The sequence below is a fragment of the Actinotalea caeni genome (assembly GCF_009733795.1).
In the GTDB taxonomy this organism is placed as follows: Bacteria; Actinomycetota; Actinomycetes; order Actinomycetales; family Beutenbergiaceae; genus Pseudactinotalea; species Pseudactinotalea caeni.
Map to the genome: position 1 here is coordinate 167767 of NZ_WNXX01000005.1, position 18362 is coordinate 186128.

14 protein-coding genes are annotated in these 18362 nt (G+C 73.5%); 4 read left to right on the forward strand and 10 right to left on the reverse strand.

Features of this window, described 5'->3' with window-relative positions; all coding sequences use genetic code 11:
• The 8 genes from GPA02_RS06515 to ku all read right to left on the reverse strand — a co-directional run bounded on the left by GPA02_RS06515 (window position 1) and on the right by ku (window position 12716).
• Window positions 1–2322 (reverse strand): fibronectin type III domain-containing protein, encoded by a 2322-nt coding sequence (locus GPA02_RS06515; protein WP_204986521.1) that lies wholly within the window; start codon window positions 2320–2322, stop codon window positions 1–3.
• Between the two features lie 123 nt (window positions 2323–2445).
• Complete coding sequence (locus GPA02_RS06520; RefSeq protein WP_156199102.1) at window positions 2446–3126, reverse strand: vitamin K epoxide reductase family protein; 681 nt, start codon at window positions 3124–3126, stop codon at window positions 2446–2448.
• A 52-nt stretch (window positions 3127–3178) separates the two neighbouring features.
• Window positions 3179–5029 carry a metallophosphoesterase family protein gene (locus GPA02_RS06525; protein ID WP_156199103.1) on the reverse strand — a complete coding sequence of 617 codons (1851 nt, stop codon included), beginning with the start codon at window positions 5027–5029 and terminating at the stop codon, window positions 3179–3181.
• 7 nt (window positions 5030–5036) lie between these two features.
• Window positions 5037–6902, reverse strand: a complete 1866-nt coding sequence (locus GPA02_RS06530; protein ID WP_156199104.1) for a hypothetical protein — start codon at window positions 6900–6902, stop codon at window positions 5037–5039.
• Between the two features lie 38 nt (window positions 6903–6940).
• Window positions 6941–7579, reverse strand: coding sequence for a hypothetical protein (locus GPA02_RS06535; RefSeq protein ID WP_156199105.1), 639 nt, complete (start codon window positions 7577–7579; stop codon window positions 6941–6943).
• A 51-nt stretch (window positions 7580–7630) separates the two neighbouring features.
• Window positions 7631–9466: an ABC transporter ATP-binding protein gene (locus tag GPA02_RS06540; RefSeq protein ID WP_156199106.1), complete on the reverse strand. Its 1836-nt coding sequence runs from the start codon at window positions 9464–9466 to the stop codon at window positions 7631–7633.
• On the reverse strand, window positions 9463–11340 hold the full coding sequence (locus GPA02_RS06545; RefSeq protein ID WP_156199107.1) for an ABC transporter ATP-binding protein: 1878 nt from the start codon (window positions 11338–11340) through the stop codon (window positions 9463–9465). Before GPA02_RS06545 ends, GPA02_RS06540 begins: the two co-directional genes overlap by 4 nt.
• Window positions 11341–11825: 485 nt before the next feature.
• Window positions 11826–12716 (reverse strand): non-homologous end joining protein Ku, encoded by an 891-nt coding sequence (gene ku / locus GPA02_RS06550; RefSeq protein WP_156199108.1) that lies wholly within the window; start codon window positions 12714–12716, stop codon window positions 11826–11828.
• 212 nt (window positions 12717–12928) lie between these two features.
• Between ku and GPA02_RS06555 the strand changes: the two genes are divergently transcribed.
• Together GPA02_RS06555 and GPA02_RS06560 are read left to right on the forward strand one after the other, a co-directional pair.
• A complete protein-coding gene (locus GPA02_RS06555; RefSeq protein WP_156199109.1) occupies window positions 12929–13087 on the forward strand; it encodes a hypothetical protein in 159 nt (52 codons plus the stop codon).
• A 469-nt stretch (window positions 13088–13556) separates the two neighbouring features.
• Window positions 13557–15971, forward strand: coding sequence for an ATP-dependent DNA ligase (locus tag GPA02_RS06560; RefSeq protein WP_156199110.1), 2415 nt, complete (start codon window positions 13557–13559; stop codon window positions 15969–15971).
• 6 nt (window positions 15972–15977) lie between these two features.
• Here GPA02_RS06560 and GPA02_RS06565 read toward each other — a convergent pair whose 3' ends face one another.
• Window positions 15978–16529: a hypothetical protein gene (locus tag GPA02_RS06565; RefSeq protein ID WP_156199111.1), complete on the reverse strand. Its 552-nt coding sequence runs from the start codon at window positions 16527–16529 to the stop codon at window positions 15978–15980.
• Window positions 16530–16725: 196 nt separating this feature from the next.
• Here GPA02_RS06565 and GPA02_RS06570 point away from each other — a divergent pair, with 196 nt between their 5' ends.
• Window positions 16726–17214 (forward strand): SRPBCC domain-containing protein, encoded by a 489-nt coding sequence (locus GPA02_RS06570; protein WP_156199112.1) that lies wholly within the window; start codon window positions 16726–16728, stop codon window positions 17212–17214.
• Between the two features lie 10 nt (window positions 17215–17224).
• Here the strand turns inward: GPA02_RS06570 and GPA02_RS06575 are convergent, their stop codons facing one another.
• Window positions 17225–17650 (reverse strand): Rieske (2Fe-2S) protein, encoded by a 426-nt coding sequence (locus GPA02_RS06575; protein WP_240133922.1) that lies wholly within the window; start codon window positions 17648–17650, stop codon window positions 17225–17227.
• Window positions 17651–17819: 169 nt separating this feature from the next.
• On the opposite strand from GPA02_RS06575, the gene GPA02_RS06580 reads away from it, so the two are divergent.
• The gene (locus tag GPA02_RS06580) at window positions 17820–18215 is read left to right on the forward strand and encodes a hypothetical protein (RefSeq protein ID WP_156199114.1); all 396 of its coding nucleotides are present in this window, start codon (window positions 17820–17822) and stop codon (window positions 18213–18215) included.
• Window positions 18216–18362: the final 147 nt, after the last annotated feature.

Genomic DNA, 18362 nt, shown 5'->3' on the forward strand with positions numbered 1-18362 from the left:
TCACCTCTCGCAACCCACGCCGTCGCCGTTGCCATCGAGACCATACGGGTCGACACCGCGCTTCTTCACGTACACCGGGCCGCGCACGTACGCGGGCCCGTTGCCGCTGCCACCCGCGCAGTCGACGTCGGAGGCGATCGGCACGCAGGCGCCCGAGTAGGCGGGGTGGCACGAGCTGGAGCTCGCGGGCTTCCGCGGCGTCAGCGTGAGCGTGCTGCTCCACGCGCTGCGACCGACCGCGTTCGTGGCGGCGACCCGGAACCTGTAGGACGTGCCGTTCGCCAGACCCGTGATGGTGCGGCTACGGGCCGAGGCACCGACGGTGGCGACCGTGCGCCACGTGCCGCCGGAGTACCGCTGCACCACGTAGCCGGTGATCGCGGCCCCGTTGCTGCTGGGCGCGGTCCAGCGGATCGTCACCTTCCCCGCGGCGGCGGTCCCGCTGACGGCCGGCTTGGAGGGGACCGTGCGCGGCTTCGTGCTCACCTTGGCCGACGCAGGCGACTTCCCCGCGGCGTTCACCGCGATCACCCGCACGTAGTAGCGCGTGCCGTTCTTGAGCTTCCTGATCGTGTAGCTCGTCGCCGTCGGCTTGATGCTGCTGGACGCGGTCTTCCACGTCGTCCCGTTCGTGGAGTACTGCACCACGTACGCCGTGCGCGAGGCGCCGCCCGACGACGACGGCGCCGCCCACCGGACGGTGATCGCCGCCTTGCCGGGCGTCAGCCGCACCGAGCGCGGCGCGGACGGCACCGTGCGCGGCTTCGTGCTCACCTTGGCCGACGCGGGCGACTTGCCGACCGCGTTCACCGCGATCACCCGCACGTAGTAGCGCGTGCCGTTCGTCAGCTTGCTGATCGTGTAGCTCGTGGCCGACGGCTTGACCGTGCTCGAGGCCGTCTTCCACGTCGTGCCGTTGGTCGAGTACTGCACCACGTAGGCCGTGCGGTCGGTCCCGCCCGACGACGACGGCGCCGTCCAGCGCACCGTGATCGCCGCCTTGCCCGGGGTCAGCTTGACAGAGCGCGGCGCCGACGGCGTGGCCCAGGTCGTCGCGCTCGCGGTGCCCGAGACCGGGCTCGTCCCCGCGGCGTTCACCGCTCGCACGCGCACGTGGTAGCGGGTGCCCGCCGCGAGGCCGCTGATCGTGTGGCTCGTGGCCGAGGGCTTGACCGTGCTCGAGGCCGTCTTCCACGTCGTGCCGTTGGTCGAGTACTGCACCACGTACGCGGTGACGGCCGCGCCGCCGTCGTCGACGGGTGCGGACCAGGAGACCGTGACGGCCGCCTTGCCGGGGGTCACCGTGACCCGCTGCGGCGCGGACGCGACGGTCCGGGGCGTCACCTCGACGACCGACGAGGGTGCGGAGCGACCGACGGCGTTCTCGGCGACGACCCGCGCCCGGTGCACGACGCCGTTGACCAGCGACGCGATCGTGGCCGACGTCGCGCCCGGGGCGAGCTCCGCCCCCGTCACCCAGGTGGCGCCCGCGTCGTCGGACACCTCGACGAGGTAGCGCGTGAGCGGCGCACCGCCGTCGGAGGTGGGGTGCGTCCACGTCAGCGTCATCGCGGCGGCCCCCGCGGTCACCGAGACCACGGCAGGGGCCGCCGGCACGCCCAGCGGCGTCGCCCACACGACCTCCGACCAGGTGCCCGGCCCGACCGCGTTGGCGGCCCGTACCCGGAACCCGAACGGGACGCCCGCCGTCAGACCCGTGACGGTGTGCGACGTCGCCGCGGCACCGAGCGCGCCGGCCGCGCTCGTCCACGACACGCCGTCGGTCGTCGTCTCCAGCTCGTGGTGCGTCGCCGCGGAGCGGCCACCGGCCGGGGCCGCGCCCCACGTGACGGTGACACTGCCGGTGCCAGGTGTCGCGGCAGGTGCGAGCGGTGCGAGCGGGGAGGCGTCGGCGACCACGGTGCACGCGTCGCCGTCGCCGACGCCCTCGGACGTGCGCGGCGCGACCTCGATGACGTGCTCACGCCCGGGCTCCAGCCCGTCCGCGAGGTACGCGGTCTCGACGACGCCCTCGGTGACGACAGGGTCGGCGCCCGACGGCGTCACGACCACGGTGTAGTCCTCCGCCTCGGCGACGGCGTCCCACGACGCCTGCACCGCGCCGTCGAGGACCGTGCACGTCAGACCGAGGTCGGCGGTGCCGACCTCGCTGCCCTCGCTGCCGTCCTCGGGGTCGTCGGCCAGGGCCGACGTCGCGCCACCGGTCACCAGCACCGCCGCCACCAGCGTCGCCGTCGTCCGGGCCCCCAGCCGGACGAGGAACCGACGCACCTCCTCGCGCGTCGACATCACGTTCTCCACCGCACACCGACCATTCGTTCGACCAGCCTGCAGCCCCTGCAGTGGCGTCACGGTAGACCACGAAGGCGCCTCGCGCGAGACGTCCTTACGCGCGGCGCGGTGGTGTCGCGCCGAGCGGGTTGCTCAGAGCAGCGAGGACCACCGGTCCGCGAGCGCGATGAGCGCGACCGCGACGACCAGCAACCACCACAGCGCGGTCAGCACCCACCTGTACTGGACGAGCAGCGCGCGCAGCCCCGACCCCGCCGGGAGCGCACCGTTCTGCGTCGAGCGCGCCACCGTGTGCACGAACAGCGGGATCATCACCGCCCAGACCAGCGCGCACCACGGGCAGATCGCGCGGATCGAGAACAACGCCTGGTACTGGAGCCAGGTGACGAACCCGATGCCGAACAGGGTGCCGCCGAGCAGGCCGCGCCAGTACCAGCGCGGCAGCCGCACACCACCGAGCAGCAGCGCACCGGTGGCGACGACCACGGGGAACGCGAGCATCCCGATGACGACGTTCGGGAACCCGAAGGCGCTCGCCTGGGGGCTGCCGAGGAACGCGCCGCAGGTGAGGAACGGGTTGATGTCGCAGATCAGCGTCGCGTCCGGGTCCTTGAGCTTGTGGATGTACTCGATCGTGAGCATCGCGGCGGCGAACGCGCCGAGCACGCCGGTGACGACCAGCAGCAGGCCGTAGCCGCGCGAGGCGCCGCCGGCGCGCTGGTGCTCGGTGCCGGCCCACCGGTCCTCGAGCGGCTCCAGGTCCCCGGCGGCGTCGTCCGGCTCGAGCCTTGTCTCGTCCGCTGTCGTGCTCACCGAACCCACTCCTCACCGCGCGACGTCCTCTGCCGGGCCAGGATAGGTCCGCTCACCCGGCGTCGGTGTCCCACGGCCCCTCCCCCGCCGGCGGCACCGGGATCTCGACGGGCTCCTGCGGCATCGGCGGGAACGACTGCCACGGGCCCAGTGTGACCGTGCGGTCGGTGTCGATCACGACCAGTCGGAAGTCCAGCGGCCGGTGGTTCGCGCGGTCCCACCGGATCGTCGTCAGCGTCGCGGGGTTCTGCAGCGGGCCGATGGTCGGCGTGTCCTTCGTCGCCCCCGCGGTGCTGGCGCTCAGGTACTGCACGCCGAGGCCGGCCTGCCACGGTCCGATGCGGCGGTGCAGGTGGCCGTTGAGGACCAGCGGCACGCACCCGCCCGCGAGGGTCGCCTGCGCGGCGCGCGGGTTGTGGACCAGCAGGATGTCGACCGGGGTCTCGGTCCCCGCGGCCTCGCACGCGACGTCGGCGAGCCGTTGGCTCATCACGTCGAAGCCCTCGTCGCGCTCGGGGTGCGTCGGGGCACCGAGCGAGGTGAGCATGGGGTCGCGGTCGCCGAGGATCGACAGCCCGGCGACCTCGACGCGCTCGCCGCGCAGCACCTGCCAGCCGCGGTCGGCCTCCTGGCCCGCGGTGGTCTCGGAGTCGTGGTTGCCGTCGGCCACCACGACCGGGATCCCGGTGGGGATGCCGTCGGCGAAGGCGTTGACGCACACCGACTCCACCGACGTGCCGCCCATGACGGTGTCGCCCGCGTTGAGGACGAGCTCGCTGCCGGACAGCTCGACGACGGCGCCCACCACGGGTGCCATGCCGACGTTGCAGTGCAGGTCGGTCACGAGCGTGAACGTCACCGGGTCGGGCTCCAGCACCGCGGCGCCCGCGTCGGCGGGCTCGCCGTCGGTGGGGCTCGCGGTCTCCTCGGCCTGCTCCGCCCCCGGCTGGTCGGCGTCGTCGTCCGTCTCGGTCCCGTCGCCGGCCGGGTCGTCGGTGGTGACCGAGGCCGGGTCGATCGTCGGGACCATCGGCGGGTCGCCGAGCGGTGCGAGCGGCTCGGGGTCCTGCTCGTACGCGGTGCGCACGTTGGCCTCGACATCGGCGTAGAAGGTCTCGTTCTCCTGGATCGCGTCGACGACGTAGCCGCCGTAGAAGTCGACCAGGCCGCCGAGCCGGCCGGTGATCCGGGCGTCGGCGAGCGGCGTGCCGGCGAGCACCTCCGAGGTGCGCCCGACGCCGCCGGAGTCGCGCGTGGCCGAGACGATCACCGGTGCCAGCAGCGCGACGACGACACCGATCGTCATCGCCGGCACGCCCTGCTGCCGCCACGCGCTGCGCGCCGCCTCGCGGAGCACACCGTGGGAGGCGAGCCGGCCCAGCGCCGCCAGGCACAGCATGATCGACCACGCCAGGACCGCCCGTCCGACGGCGTCGCGCACCAGGCCGTTCGCGGCGTCCCTGATCGCCGCCTCCGGGTTGGCGAGGAACTGGCTGTAGCCCGAGAGGTCGGCGGTGAGCCCCGCGACGGGGTTGCTCGAGCCGGACGCGAGCTCGTCGGGGATCTCCTTGACGACGACGTCGGCACCGAGCCGCAACGGCAGCGGCGAGTCGATGATCAGCTGGCCGAGCGGTCCCATGTCGACGGTGACCTCGCCGTCGAGCGTCGTCGAGTACTCCGCGACGTGAGGGCCGAGCGAGCCGGTGAACTGCGCCGTCGTGACGCCGAAGACCAGCGCGAGCACGCCGGAGCCGAGGACCGCGACCGTCGCGCGCACGGTGCGGCGGAACGCCGTCGTGCGCTGGTGCCACCACTCCCAGCGGCGGCGCGGCGCAACCGCCTGCCCGGACGACGGCGCGTCGTCCGGGGCGGGATCGGTGCGGGGCTCCTCGGGGTCGGTCACGGACGGCTCACTGGTAGGAGACGAAGTCGGGCACCGGGTCGACCCCACGGTAGGTCTGCTCGGGCGTGAGCATCGGCGAGTCCTCGTCGACGAAGTTCTTCCAGCCCCACATCACGCCCTCGGGCGCGTCCTCGTGCAGCGTGCGCCACGTCGCCTGCTTGGCGCCCTGCGAGCCCTGCCCGTCGGCGTGGATGAGCAGCGCGACCTCGCTGCGGGTCATGTCGAGGTCCTGGCGGTCGGTGATCATCCGCAGCTGGAACTGGTGCAGCACGACGAGCTTCTGCGGCAGCCGGTTCTCGCGCACGTAGTCGGCGACGTACTCGATCACCTCGTTGACCTCGCTGGTGGCGACCGAGCCGATCTGCTGGAGGTGCACCTGGTCGGGCTTCAGCCGCCACTCGGGGTCGAGCGCGATACCGACGTGCGGGTAGGCGAGCAGCTCCTCGTACTCGCGCACCTGCTCGAGGAAGGAGCTGCGGCCGGGCTGGAAGTCGAGCACGACGTACTGCCCGGCGTCGGCCGCGGCCTCGACCAGCGGCACGAACGTCTCGGGGTCCCACTCGTTGGAGTAGTCGCCGTCGTCGCCCGCCGAGCTGCTGGCGACGGTCACGATGATCTCGAGCGCCGGCACGACGGTGTCCTCGGTCAGCGACCGGTAGCGCGCCGCGTAACGCTCGGCGCGGTCGATCGTCTCGTCGACCCCCTGCTCGCCGAGCAGGCCGAGCGACGGCGTCACCGGGCTGCCGTACAGCGCGACGTACCTCTTGCCGGTGACGAGCTGTGCGCCGCCGGGCAGCTGGGTGCCGGTCGCGGCGGTCTGCGCGCGCCAGGTGAACGTCTCCTCGTCGCCCATCGCAGTGCCGAGCCCGACCACCGAGCTGGGGTCCGAAGCGCCGAGGCTCTCCACGAGCGCCTCGTCGGCGCGCGGGTCGCCGGCCGTGCGCAGCACGTCCGCACCCACGGCGAGCGCGGTGCCGATCGCCGTCAGCTGGGCCTGGTCACGACCGGCGATGACGACGCTGTCCTCGACCGGCTCGGCGGCCGTCAGCGCCGGCAGCTCGCCGACCGCGGTCGGCTCCTGCGCGGGGCTCGTGCCGGTGACCGGCTCGGTCGAGGCGGCGGAGGCGTCGTCCGCGGGCTCGGTGGCGTCGGTCGCCTCCGAGGTCTCGGCGTCCTCGGTGCCCTCGGCGTCGGAGCCCTCCGTGCCCGCCTGGTCCTCGGTGCTCTCGCCCTCCGAGCCGTCCGAGCCGCCGGAGGCACCGGGAGCGAAGACCTCGCCATCGGCGAGGTCGAGCAGCGCTGCGACGTCGTCACCACCTGGCTCGGGCAGCGGCACGCCGGTCAGCGGGGTGCCGAGCATCTCGCCGAGCTCGGCGGCGTCGTCGGGCGCGGGCGCCACGATCAGGGAGGTGGTGTCGATCGCGTCGAGGTCGACGGCGCCGACCGTGACGACCCCGACGACCCCGAGCCGCAACAGCTCGACGTCGAGGGTGGCGTCGTCGGGGCTGCTGAGCAGCGCCGGGGCGCCGCTCGCCGCGGCGATCGAGGCCGCGCGCAGCACCGCGTCGCGGTCGTCCCGCGGCGCCAGCACCGCCACCTGCGCCCCGACGAGGTAGGCCCGGCTCAGACCGATCGCGAGCTCGGCGGGGTCGGTCGCGGGGATCAGCGAGTACGCGGCGTCGGGCGCACGGGCGTCGGCGATCGGTCGCGCCGGCTCCTCCGTCGGGGTGGGGCTGACGACGGGGTCCTCGGTGTCGAGGTCCACCGTGCCCGAGCAGCCGGCCACCAGCAGGACCAGTGCGAGGAGCGCTGCGAGCAGGGACACCGGTCCCCTCCGCGCGCGCGAGCCCACGGCCGCCGGGTCAGCAAGCATCGATCCACTCTAGACCGCGACGGCGGGCACGCCCGTCGTCAGCGCGCGCGGCCGGGGTCCTCGGTCGGCGCGGTCTCGGCGGTCGGCTGCACCTCGCCGGCTGCGGTCGTCTCGCCGGCCGCCGCCCGCTCCCGGCCGAGGGCGACGGCGCGCTCCTGCGCCGTCGCCAGCGCCCTCCGGTGGCGGCGGGTGAAGGCCCGGGCACCGAGGGGCGCCGCGACGAGCACCAGTGCCACGACGACGCCCACGACCGTCGCGCCGCGCAGGCCGGGCGCCTCGATCGCGAGCACGTGCCGGGCGTCGGAGGAACCGGCCGCCGTCGCGAGCGTCAGCACGGTCGGCAGCAGGAGCAGCAGCGCCACGACGACGAGCGCCACCCGGGCACGGACGGTCAGCCCGCTGCGCATCGCGAGCGCGGCGACGCCCAGCGGCAGCAGCGTGAACACCGCGCCGAGCACCAGTCCCAGCACGATGCCGCGGCCGTCCACCCCCTGCACGACGCTGCCGACGAGGTCGGCCCACCAGCCGGGCAGCACCGCGACCCCGAGCAGCACGACCAGCGCGAGCGCGAGGGCTCCGCCCACCCAGAGCGTGAGGGTGCCGAGCCACGCGGGCAGCCCCGAGGCCGTCCCGCGCCGCGGCTCCGGCACCCGGGTCGTCTCGCTCGGACCTGCCATCGTGCTCCCTCCCCCGGGCTCATCGAACCACGACGGACCGGGGCGCGCGGGTCAGACCAGCGAGTCCCGCCACGCGGCGTGCAGCGCCGAGAACCGGCCGTCGCCGCTGATGAGGTCCTCGGGCGTGCCGTCCTCGACGATCCGACCGTCCGCCATGACGAGCACGCGGTCGGCGATCGCGACCGTCGAGAGCCGGTGGGCGATGATCATCGCCGTGCGGTCGTGCAGCAGCGACTCCAGACCGCGCTGCACCAGCCGCTCGCCGGGGATGTCGAGCGAGCTCGTCGCCTCGTCGAGGATGAGCACCGCCGGGTCGGCGAGGAAGGCGCGCGCGAACGAGATCAGCTGCCGCTGGCCCGCGGAGACCCGCCCGCCACGCTTGTTGACGTCGGTGTCGTAGCCGTCGGGCATCGCCACGATGAAGTCGTGCGCGCCGACCGCCTGGGCGGCACGCTCGATCTCCTCGTCGGTGGCGTCCGGGCGCCCGAGCGCGATGTTGTCGCGCACGGTGCCGCTGAACAGGTACGCCTCCTGGGTGACCATGACGACCGCGCGCCGCAGGTCGGTGCGCGACAGGTCGCGCAGGTCGACGCCGTCGAGCCGGATCGCGCCGGTGCTGACGTCGTAGAAACGTGCGATGAGCTTCGCGAGCGTCGACTTGCCGGCACCGGTCGCGCCGACGAGCGCGACCGTCTGACCGGACGGCACGTGCAGGTCGAAGCGCGGCAGCACCAGCGGTCCGGAGCCGTACCCGAAGGTGACGCCCTCGAAGACGAGGTCGCCCTTCGGGTCCGGCAGCGGCACCGGGTCCTCGGCCGGGCGCACGGTCAACCGCTCCTCGAGCAGACCGGAGATCTTCTCCAGGGCTGCGGAGGCGGACTGGAACGAGTTGTAGAACATCGCCATCTGCTGCACCGGCTGGAAGAAGCGCTTGGTGTAGAGCAGCGTGGCGACGAGCACGCCGACCTCGAGGTCGCCGTGCAGCACGCGGTAGCCGCCGATCGCGAGCGCGATGACGACGGTCAGGTTGCCGATGAGCTGCAGCGCCGGGTCGAACACGCCGTTGAGGTTGAACGTGCGCATGTTGTTGCGCCGGTAGTCCTCGGCGAGGCCGGCGTACCGCTCGTCGTTGGCGCGCTCGCGCCGGAAGGCCTGCACGGCGCGCATGCCGGTCATCGTCTCGACGAAGTTGACGATCAGCCGGGCCGAGGCGACGCGGGACTCGCGGTAGAGCACCCGCGACCGGGTCGCGAACCAGCGCACGACGAGGAACACCGGCACGACGGCGACCGCGAGCACGGCGCCCGCCTGCACGTCGAGCAGGAACAGCGAGGTGCCGGTGAACAGCATGAACAGCATGCCCGAGGCCAGCGAGGTGATGCCGTTGTCGAGCAGCTCCCGCAGCGCCTCCAGGTCGGAGGTCTGCCGCGCGATGATGCGGCCCGAGGTGTAGGACTCGTGGAACTCCAGCGACAGCCGCTGGGTCTTGGCGAACACCCGCTGCCGCAGGTCGAGCAGCACCGCCTGGCTGACGCGCGCGGCGAGCCGGATGTAGGCGGCCGAGCCTGCGCCGGCGAGCACCGCGGCGGCGAGATAGGCGCCGCCGATCAGCCACACGCGGGTCCAGTCGCCCGCCTGCGCGGCCGGGATGCCGGTGTCGATCGCCGTCGCGATGATCGCCGGCCCCGCGACACGGGAGGCCTGCGCGACGACGACGAGCACGACGCACCACCAGAACGCCACCCGCTGCGGGCGCAGCAGGTCGACGAGCAGCACGCGCGAGCGCCGTCGGACCGCGCGGGAGGTCTCGCGGTCGAGGTCGATGCGCTCCTCGTCCTCGACGCCCCTGGGCCGGTCGAGCGCCGGCGCCGTCCCTCTCGTGCTCATGCGCGGACCCCCCGGGCGCGGTCGAACTCCTCGTCCTCGATGAGGCTCGAGATGACGAAGCGGTAGTGCAGGTGATCGGCGAGCAGCTCCGAGTGGGTGCCGACGCCGGTGACCTTGCCGTCCTGCAGCACGGCGACCCGGTCGGCCAGCGCGACCGTGGACGGACGGTGCGCGACCACGATGACCGTGGTGTCGGCGAGCTCCTCGCGGAGCCGTGCGGTCACCGCCTCCTCGGTCTCGACGTCGAGCGCCGAGAGCGGGTCGTCGAGCACGAGCACGCGCGGCCGGGCCGCGATCGCCCGGGCGAGCGCGAGCCGCTGCCGCTGCCCGCCGGAGAGGCTGAGCCCCTCCTCGCCGATCGTGGTCTCGACGCCGTCGGGCAGGTTGTGCACGAAGCCCGCCTGCGCGATCTCGAGGGCGCGCTCCAGGTCGTCGTCGCCGCTCGCGTCGGGCGGTGCGCCGAGCAGCACGTTCTCGCGCACCGACGCCGAGAACAGGGTCGCGTCCTCGAACGCGATCGCCACGTGCGTGCGCAGGTGGTGCCGAGTCATGCGGCGCACGTCGACGCCGTCGAGCAGCACCGCGCCCGCGGTGACGTCGAAGAGCCGCGGCACGAGGGCCGCCATCGTCGTCTTGCCCGACCCGGTGAGCCCGACGAGGGCGAGCGTCTCACCGGGACGCACGGTGAGGTCGACGCCGCACAGCACCTCGGCGCGCGGGGCCTCGTGCGGCACCTGGGAGTGCGCGCGGACGAGGTCCGCGGGCGGGGCGTCCGGGTAGTGGAAGCGGACGCCCTCGAACCGCACCTCGCCCCGCGGCTCGGCGATCTCGACGGGCTCCTCGGGGTCGGCGACGAGGTTGGGGCTGTCGAGCACCTCGAAGTAGCGGTCGACGGCGGTCTTGGCGTTGAGGCTCATCGACAGCAGGTGGCCCAGCTGCTCGACCGGCCCGTTGATGACGGCGGCGGTCGCGAAGAACGCGACGATCGCGCCGACCGTCAGGTCGCCCTGCGTGACCAGCCAGATGCCCCACAGCACGCAGGCGCCGAGCACGAGCTCCGGGATCGTGATGATCGAGAACGTGAAGGCCGACATCTGCCGGGCCTTGTTCATCTCGGTGCGGCGCAGCTGGTCCGCCTGCGCCGAGAAGCTGCGGTACGCCTCGGGCCCGCGGCCGTAGGCCTTGAGGACGCGGATGCCGTGCACCGACTCCTCGACCGTCGTCGCGAGGTCGCCCGCCTGGTCCTGGGACTGCCGCGAGATGCGCCGGAACCGGCGCGAGAAGCGGAAGCTGAGGAACGACATCGGGATCGCTCCCGCGAGGTAGACCCAGCCGAGCGGTCCGGCGGTGGCGACCATGAGACCGACACCGACGCTGACCGTCACGAGGTTGACGACGAGCATGACGATGCCGAACGCCATCCAGCGACGGAGCATGCTGAGGTCCGACATCGACCGCGACAGCAGCTGGCCGCCGGGCCACTGGTCGTGGAACGCGAGCGGCAGGTCCTGCAGGTGCCGGAACAGCGAGGTGCGCATCTGCGCCTCGACGTGCGTCGTCGGCGTCAGGATGAACCGGCGGCGGGCGAACACGAACAGGGCCTCCAGCAGCCCGAGCCCCAGCACCGCACCGACCGCCGTCCACAGACCGCGTGCGTCGCCCGACTCCGCGGCACCTGCGAGCGGCCCGTTGACGAGCGACTCCAGCACCTGCGGGATCGCCAGCGCGCACAGGCCGGCGCCCAGCGCGGCGAGCATGCCGGCGCCCATGCGCGGCAGGGCCGGCCGGACGAACGGCAGCAGCCGCGCGAGGGTAGCGATGGTGGGGGTGTCCGAGGTTGGCTGCCGCTGTGCGGAGGCCGTGGACACGCGCATCCCTCCTTTGCGATGCGACCCCTCGTCCGACAAGATCCGAAACGATTCGACCGGGCCGCTGTGGTCAGTCTACTCCTGTCCGGTAAGCGGTATCCAGGTCTCGCCCCTCGGACGGCGTCCCAGGAGCACCGCACCTGAGGCGGCAGGCGGGCGGGACGGACGTCGATCGCGCGTGTGCGACGGCGTGTCGCGCGGTGCGCTCCCCCGCTGTCCGGAGCGCCGGACGAGGCCCGGTTTCACCGCAGTTTGCAACACGGCCCGGTTTCACCGCAGTTTGCAACACGGCTCGGTTTCACCGCACTTTGCAACACAGCTCGGTCTCACCGCACTGTGCAACAAGGCTTGCATTCACCGCACCTCGTGCCGATCTGGGTTCGCCGTCGGTCGGGATCGTCGGGGTCGACGAGGGCACGGCAGGCGCGGCGGGCACGGCGGGCACGGCCCAGAGGACCACGCCCCGGAGGACACAGCGGGGGTGTCCCGCCTCAGGCCGACTTCTTGGTCTTCGTCGACTTCTTGCTCGTCGACTTCTTGGCGGTGCTCTTCTTGCCGGAGCCCGAGCCGGACTCCTTCGACGAGCTGCCGCCGGACCGCTTCGCACGGGTCTCCTCGACCGAGCGGCGCAGCGCCTCCATGAGGTCGAGCACCTCGGCCGGCTCCTCCTCGGTGGTGCCGAAGGTGGCCTCGGTGTCGATGGCGTCGCCCTGCTCGATCTTGGCCTCGATGAGCGTGCGGAGCTGCTCCTGGTACTCGTCGTGGTGCGCGTCGGGGTCGAAGTCGGCCTCGAAGCTCGACACCAGCGCGGAGCTCATCTCGAGCTCCTTGGCGCTGATGCGCACCTTCTCGTCGAGCTCGGGGAACTCGGCGGCGCGGACCTCGTCGGGCCACAGCATCGTCTGCAGGACGAGCACGTCGTCCTTGACGCGGAGCGCACCCAGCCGGGTCTTCTGCCGCAGGGCGAACGACACGATCGCGGTGCGGTCGGTCTCCTCGAGCGTGCGTCGCAGCAGAACGTAGGACTTCGTCGACGCCGAGTTCGGCGCCAGGTAGTAGGCGCCCTCGAACATCAGCGGGTCGATCTGCTCGCTCGGCACGAACTCGATGACGTCGATCTCGCGGCTCTTCTCCGCGGGCAGCGACTCCAGGTCCTCCTCGGTGAGCACGACCGTGGTCTCGCCCTCGGTGTAGGCCTTGTCGATGTGCTCGTAGGGCACGATCTCGCCGCAGACCTCGCACTTGCGCTGGTACCGGATCCGGCCGCCGTCGGCGTCGTGGACCTGGTGCAGCTTGACGTCGTGGCTCTCGGTCGCGCTGTACAGCGACACCGGGACGTTGACCAGCCCGAAGGTGATCGCGCCCTTCCAGATCGCACGCATGCGGCTCTCCTCTCCGCCGGGCGACGCCGGCGCGGACACTAGTCAAGCATCACCGTCCGACGCGCACGAGTGCTGCCGCAGGTAACGGCCTCGCGCGGGGATGTCCTCGACGATCTGTCCCCCGCGGGTGCGGGCGGGTGGGTAGCGTGCGAGACGTCGGCGCCCAGCCGCGGCGGGTGGCACACGTCGACGTCCGACGAGGAGGGCGGAGCATGAGCCTGCAGGTGTGGCACGTCGTCGCTCTCCTGGCCGCCGTCGCGGTCGTGGTCGCGGCAGTGCTGCTGCTGCGCGCCATGGTGCGCGGCTACCGCGAGGGCCGGCACGGGGACGAGCCGACCTCGGGTGCCGCGCTGCCCGACGAGCGCGACTAGCCCCGCCCCGGGCACCCGCACCCGCACCCGCACCGCACGCACGGCACCGGTGAACCCCAGCACCGCGCCCGCACGCTCGCCGAGTTCGCACCTTCGTGCCGAGTTCGCACGGTGCGCGGTACGAACTCGGCGCAACGGCGCGAACTCGACGTTGGGCGGGTTGCGGCGAGGCCGGCGCGGCGGGTCCAGGCGGGGTGACCGCCGCGACCCGATCCGGCGCGGCGCCACCTCGGCATGCGCGGTGCCCCACCAGCCCTCCGCGGCACCCGCCCCCACCAGTCCTCCGCGGCACCCGCCCCCACCAACCCGCCGCCGAGTTCGCACCGTCCCGCCGAGTTCGCACCGTGCGCAGTGCGAACTCGGCGCTCAGGTGCGAACTCGGCGCTGGGCCGGCCGTGGCGAGGCCGGCGCGGCGTGGCACCGCCACGCCACCAGCCCGCCCGCGAGACGGATCCGCGAGGATGGTGCCGTGGCAGCCGAGCAGACCGTCGCCGTCGACGGCATCCAGATGCGGGTGAGCAACCTCGACAAGGTGCTCTACCCCGCCACCGGCACCACCAAGGCCGACGTGCTGCGCTACTACGCGCAGATCGCCGACGTCATGGTCCCCCACTGCGCGGACCGGCCGGTCACGCGCAAGCGGTGGCCGAACGGCGTCGAGTCGGAGATGTTCTTCCAGAAGAACCTCGGCGGCGGCACGCCGCAGTGGGTGCACCGCGCGACGCTGCAGCACAGCGACGGCGACGTCACCTACCCGATCGCCAACGACCGCCCGACGCTGGCGTGGCTCGCCCAGATCGCGGCGCTCGAGATCCACGTCCCGCAGTGGCGGTTCGACGCCGATCTGCAGCCGATGAACCCCGACCGCATCGTGTTCGACCTCGACCCGGGGCCGGGGGTCGCGCTGCAGGAGGTCGCGCACGTCGCGCACCTGGTCAAGGAGATCCTCGACCAGATGGGCCTGCCCAGCTACCCGGTGACCAGCGGCAGCAAGGGCATCCATCTCTACGCGCCGGTCGACGGCAGCTACACCGCGGCGCAGACCTCGGCGCTCGCGAAGGAGCTCGCGCGCAGCCTCGAGGCCGACCACCCCGACCTCGTGGTCTCGGAGATGGCGAAGACCCTGCGCGCGGGCAAGGTGTTCCTCGACTGGTCGCAGAACAGCGCCAGCAAGACGACGATCTGCCCGTACTCGCTGCGCGGCACCGAGCGCCCACGCGTCGCCGCGCCGCGCACGTGGGAGGAGCTCACCGACCCCGAGCTGCGCCACCTCGAGCTCGACGAGGTGCTCGACCTCGTCGCCGAGCGCGGCGACCCGATGGGACCGATCGGCCGGCCACCGGGCATGGGTCCGGCCGGCGGTGACCGGCTCGCGACCTACCGCGCCAAGCGCGACCCGTCCCGCACGCCCGAGCCGGTGCCCGACGGCCACGGCCCGGACACCGCCGAGGAGACCCCGGACGGCGCCGCGCGCGAGTTCGTCATCCAGGAGCACCACGCCAGCCGGCTGCACTGGGACCTGCGGCTGGCCCGTCACGGGGTGCTGGTCAGCTGGGCGCTGCCCAAGGGTGTCCCCGACGACCCCGAGACCAACCACCTCGCGGTCCAGACCGAGGACCACCCGATGGAGTACGCGACGTTCTCCGGCACCATCCCGGCGGGCGAGTACGGCGCCGGCGAGATGACGATCTGGGACTCCGGCACCTACACGACCAGCAAGTGGCGCGACGGCAAGGAGGTCATCGTCACGCTGACCGGGCGCCCGGACGGCGGTCTCGCCTCCGGCCCGGGCCGCACCTCGACGTTCGCGCTCATCCGCACCGGTGAGAACTGGCTCATCCACCTCATGGACCCGGACAGGCCGAAGCGGCGTACGGCGGCCGGCGCGGCGGCACGCCCGGCCCGCGCGACCACGGGCACCCGTGCGCGGGGCCGGCTCCCGGCCCCGATGATGGCGACGCCGGCCGAGCAGGTCCCGGACGAGCCGGGCTGGGCGTTCGAGATGAAGTGGGACGGCGTGCGGTCGATCGTCGAGGTCGACGGCGACCAGGTGCGGCTGATGTCGCGCAGCGGCCGCGACCAGACCCAGCAGTACCCCGAGCTGGCGGCGGTCGCCGATCTCGTCGCCGCGCACCACGTGGTGCTCGACGGCGAGATCGTCGCGCTCGACGACGACGGCAAGCCGAGCTTCTCGCTGCTGCAGCCGCGCATGCAGGCGACCCGTGACGCCGAGATCGCGCGCGCCGCCCGGCGGCGCCCGGTCCACCTCATGCTGTTCGACGTGCTGCAGATCGAGGACACGTCGCTGGTCGAGGAGCCCTACGTCGACCGCCGCGAGGCGCTCGAGGCGCTGGTGAGCGAGCAGGGCATCGTGCACGTGCCGCCGTCGACCGACGACGGTGCTGCCGCGATGGCCACCAGTGCCGAGCTCGGGCTCGAGGGCGTGGTCGCCAAGCGGCGGGACTCCCGCTACCAGCCGGGCCGCCGCTCCCCCGCCTGGCGCAAGCTCAAGCACACCGCGACCCAGGAGGTCGTCGTGGTCGGCTGGCGCGAGGGCGGCGGCAGCCGCGCCGGCAGGGTCGGGTCGCTGCTGCTGGCGGTGCCCGACGACGACGGCGAGCTCCGCTACGTCGGCCGCGTCGGCTCGGGCTTCACCGAGAAGGAGACGGCGCAGTGGCTCGACCGGTTCGAGCCGCTGCGGCGGGAGGACCCACCGGTCGACGACGTGCCTGCGCTGGACCGGCGCGGCGCCGTCTGGCTGGAGCCGGTGCAGGTCGGCGAGGTCGCGTTCGGCGAGTGGTCGCCGGCGGGCCGGCTGCGCCACCCCCGCTGGCGGGGGTGGCGGCCGGACAAGTCGCCGGACGACGTCGTGCGCGAGTCCTGAGGTGGGTCAGTCCGTGGCGCCGCGCTGCTCGCGGTCCTTGTGCGCCCAGACGGCGTGCTCGACGGCGAGCCTGCCGAGCGTGAGGACGACGAACCCGGCAGCCGGGTACAGGAGGAGTTGCCCGATGCCGCCGAGCACCGCGCTGGTGCTGCTGCCGCCGAGGCCCGCGAGCGTCGCGGCGCTCGCGAACGACGCGATCGCCGACAGCAGACCGACCAGCGTGAGCGCGCCGGCGAGCACGGCGAGCGCGACGACGGCGAGGCGGGCGACCCTGGGCGTCGTCGGCGCGGCGAACGAGGTGTCGAGCAGCCCGCGAGCGGCCGGCCGCGGCGCGACGACACCCTGCTGGGGGTAGCCCGGCTGCTGACCCGGCTGCCCGAACGGCTGGCCGGCGCTCGCCTGACCGAACGGCTGCTGACCGACCGGCGCGGCCTGGCCCTGCTGTCCGTAGCCCTGCTGCCCGTGGCCCTGCTGCCCGTAGCCCTGCGGCGGCGGCCCGAACGGGCTCGGCTGCGGGGCGGGCTGCTGCCCCGGTGGCGGCGGCTGGTACTGGCTCATCGTGTGCTCCTCGCGGGCCCGGCGGGCGGGTCCCGGCGGGGCGCGTCGAGCCTAGGGCAGCCGCCGCGGCGCAGGCCGGGCGGGTCGGGGCAGATCTGCCCGGCCGTCCGCGGCGGGGCCGGACGCCACGAGCGTGCGCGAGGCGCCGCGGGTCGCTAGCGTCGTCGTCGACGACAGGACGTGAGAGAGGACCACGATGGCCGAGGGCACGGGTTTCCTGCGGACGACCGGTGACGGGCTCGAGCTCGTGCTGGTCCGGGAGTTCACCGCACCGCGCGAGGAGATCTGGGCGTGGGTGACCGAGTCGGAGAAGCTCGAGACGTGGTTCGGGCGCTGGACCGGTGAGGGCGGCACCGGCAACGTCGTCGAGCTGACGCTGATCGCCGAGGACAGCGACGAGCCCGAGCAGGTGACGATCATCGACTGCCAGCCGCCGAGTCGGCTGCAGGTCGTGATGAGCAGCGAGTCCGGCTCGTGGCAGCTGCAGGTCGACCTCCGGCCGCGTGCCGACCGCACGGTGCTGGAGTTCAACCAGCTGATCGAGCAGGGCGACGACATCAGCACGATCGGGCCGGGCTGGGAGTACTACCTCGACCGGCTCGTCGCGGCCCGGGCCGGCCTGGTGCCGCCGTCCTTCGACGAGTACTACCCCGCCCTCGTGGAGTACTACGCCGAGCTGGGCTGAGCCGGCCGGCTCAGCCGGTGATCTCGCCGTCCGCGGACACCTCGACGCTCACCTCGGGCAGCGGCTCGGACGCCGGGCCGCTCAGCACCTCGCCGGTCGAGAGGTCGAACCGCGAGCCGTGGCAGGGGCACTCCAGCTCCCCGGAACCCGGCTCGACGGCGCACCCCTGGTGGGTGCACACCGACGAGAACGCGCGGATCTCGTTCTCGGTGGGACGGGTCAGCAGGATGGCCTCGCCCGCCGCGGTGGTCGCGGCGATCGCGCCGCCGACGGGCACGTCGTCGAGGGAGGCGATCGCCCCGCCGCCGGCGCCGCCGTCCGTGCCGTCGGTGCCGCCCGAGGTGCCGTTGTCGGTGGCGGGCGGTGCCCCGCCGTCGTCGGGCCCGCACGCGGCGAGGGTGAGCGCGCCTGCGGTCGCGCCGCCGGCCGCGAGCACGGCGCGTCGGGTGAGGCAGGTGTGCGCTGACGAGGAGCATCGGTGCTGGGTGGTCGCCATACCCGAGAACTCAAGCGCAGTTTCCTGAGAACTGCCTGGCAGCTCACAGGCGGCTCCCAGGTAGCGTCGCCACCATGGTGACGTCCGCCGCCGCGCGAAGGGACCGGCCATGACTGGCACGTCGACCCGTACCGACCCCGCGACCGGGCTGCGCCGGGTCGCCGCCCTGGGCACGGCGGTCTCCGCCGTCGTGCACGGCTACCTGTTCCTGGACGGCTGGTCGGCCGTGGCGGTCACCGGCCCGCTGTTCGCGCTCAACGCCGTCGCCGGTGTGGTGATCGCCGTCGGGCTGCTCGTCAGCGCCCACTGGGTGTGGCGGTTCCTCGCGGTCGGCTTCAACGGCCTGTCGCTGCTCGCGCTGCTGATCTCGCACACGCCGAGCGGGTTCTTCGGCACCCGCGAGATGTTCTGGGACAGCTGGCAGATCACCGCGCTCGTGAGCGAGGCGGTCGCGCTCGTCGCCGCCGGGCTCGCGCTGCTGGCGTGGTGGCGGACCCGGCGATGACGACGCCGAACGCGCTGCCGAGCGGCATCGGCCGCCCGGCCGCGCGCACCCTGGAGCAGGCGGGACTGACGACGCTCGACGACGTCGCGCGGCTGAGCGACGACGAGCTCGCCGCGCTGCACGGGGTGTGGGCCCGCGGGCGATCCG

Coding starts and splice junctions, on each gene's coding strand:
- GPA02_RS06530 (WP_156199104.1), bottom strand. CDS start 6,902: ATGCTTGCTGACCCGGCGGCCGTGGGCTCGCGCGCGCGGAGGGGACCG.
- GPA02_RS06535 (WP_156199105.1), bottom strand. CDS start 7,579: ATGGCAGGTCCGAGCGAGACGACCCGGGTGCCGGAGCCGCGGCGCGGG.
- GPA02_RS06540 (WP_156199106.1), bottom strand. CDS start 9,466: ATGAGCACGAGAGGGACGGCGCCGGCGCTCGACCGGCCCAGGGGCGTC.
- GPA02_RS06545 (WP_156199107.1), bottom strand. CDS start 11,340: ATGCGCGTGTCCACGGCCTCCGCACAGCGGCAGCCAACCTCGGACACC.
- ku (WP_156199108.1), bottom strand. CDS start 12,716: ATGCGTGCGATCTGGAAGGGCGCGATCACCTTCGGGCTGGTCAACGTC.
- GPA02_RS06555 (WP_156199109.1), top strand. CDS start 12,929: ATGAGCCTGCAGGTGTGGCACGTCGTCGCTCTCCTGGCCGCCGTCGCG.
- GPA02_RS06565 (WP_156199111.1), bottom strand. CDS start 16,529: ATGAGCCAGTACCAGCCGCCGCCACCGGGGCAGCAGCCCGCCCCGCAG.
- GPA02_RS06570 (WP_156199112.1), top strand. CDS start 16,726: ATGGCCGAGGGCACGGGTTTCCTGCGGACGACCGGTGACGGGCTCGAG.
- GPA02_RS06580 (WP_156199114.1), top strand. CDS start 17,820: ATGACTGGCACGTCGACCCGTACCGACCCCGCGACCGGGCTGCGCCGG.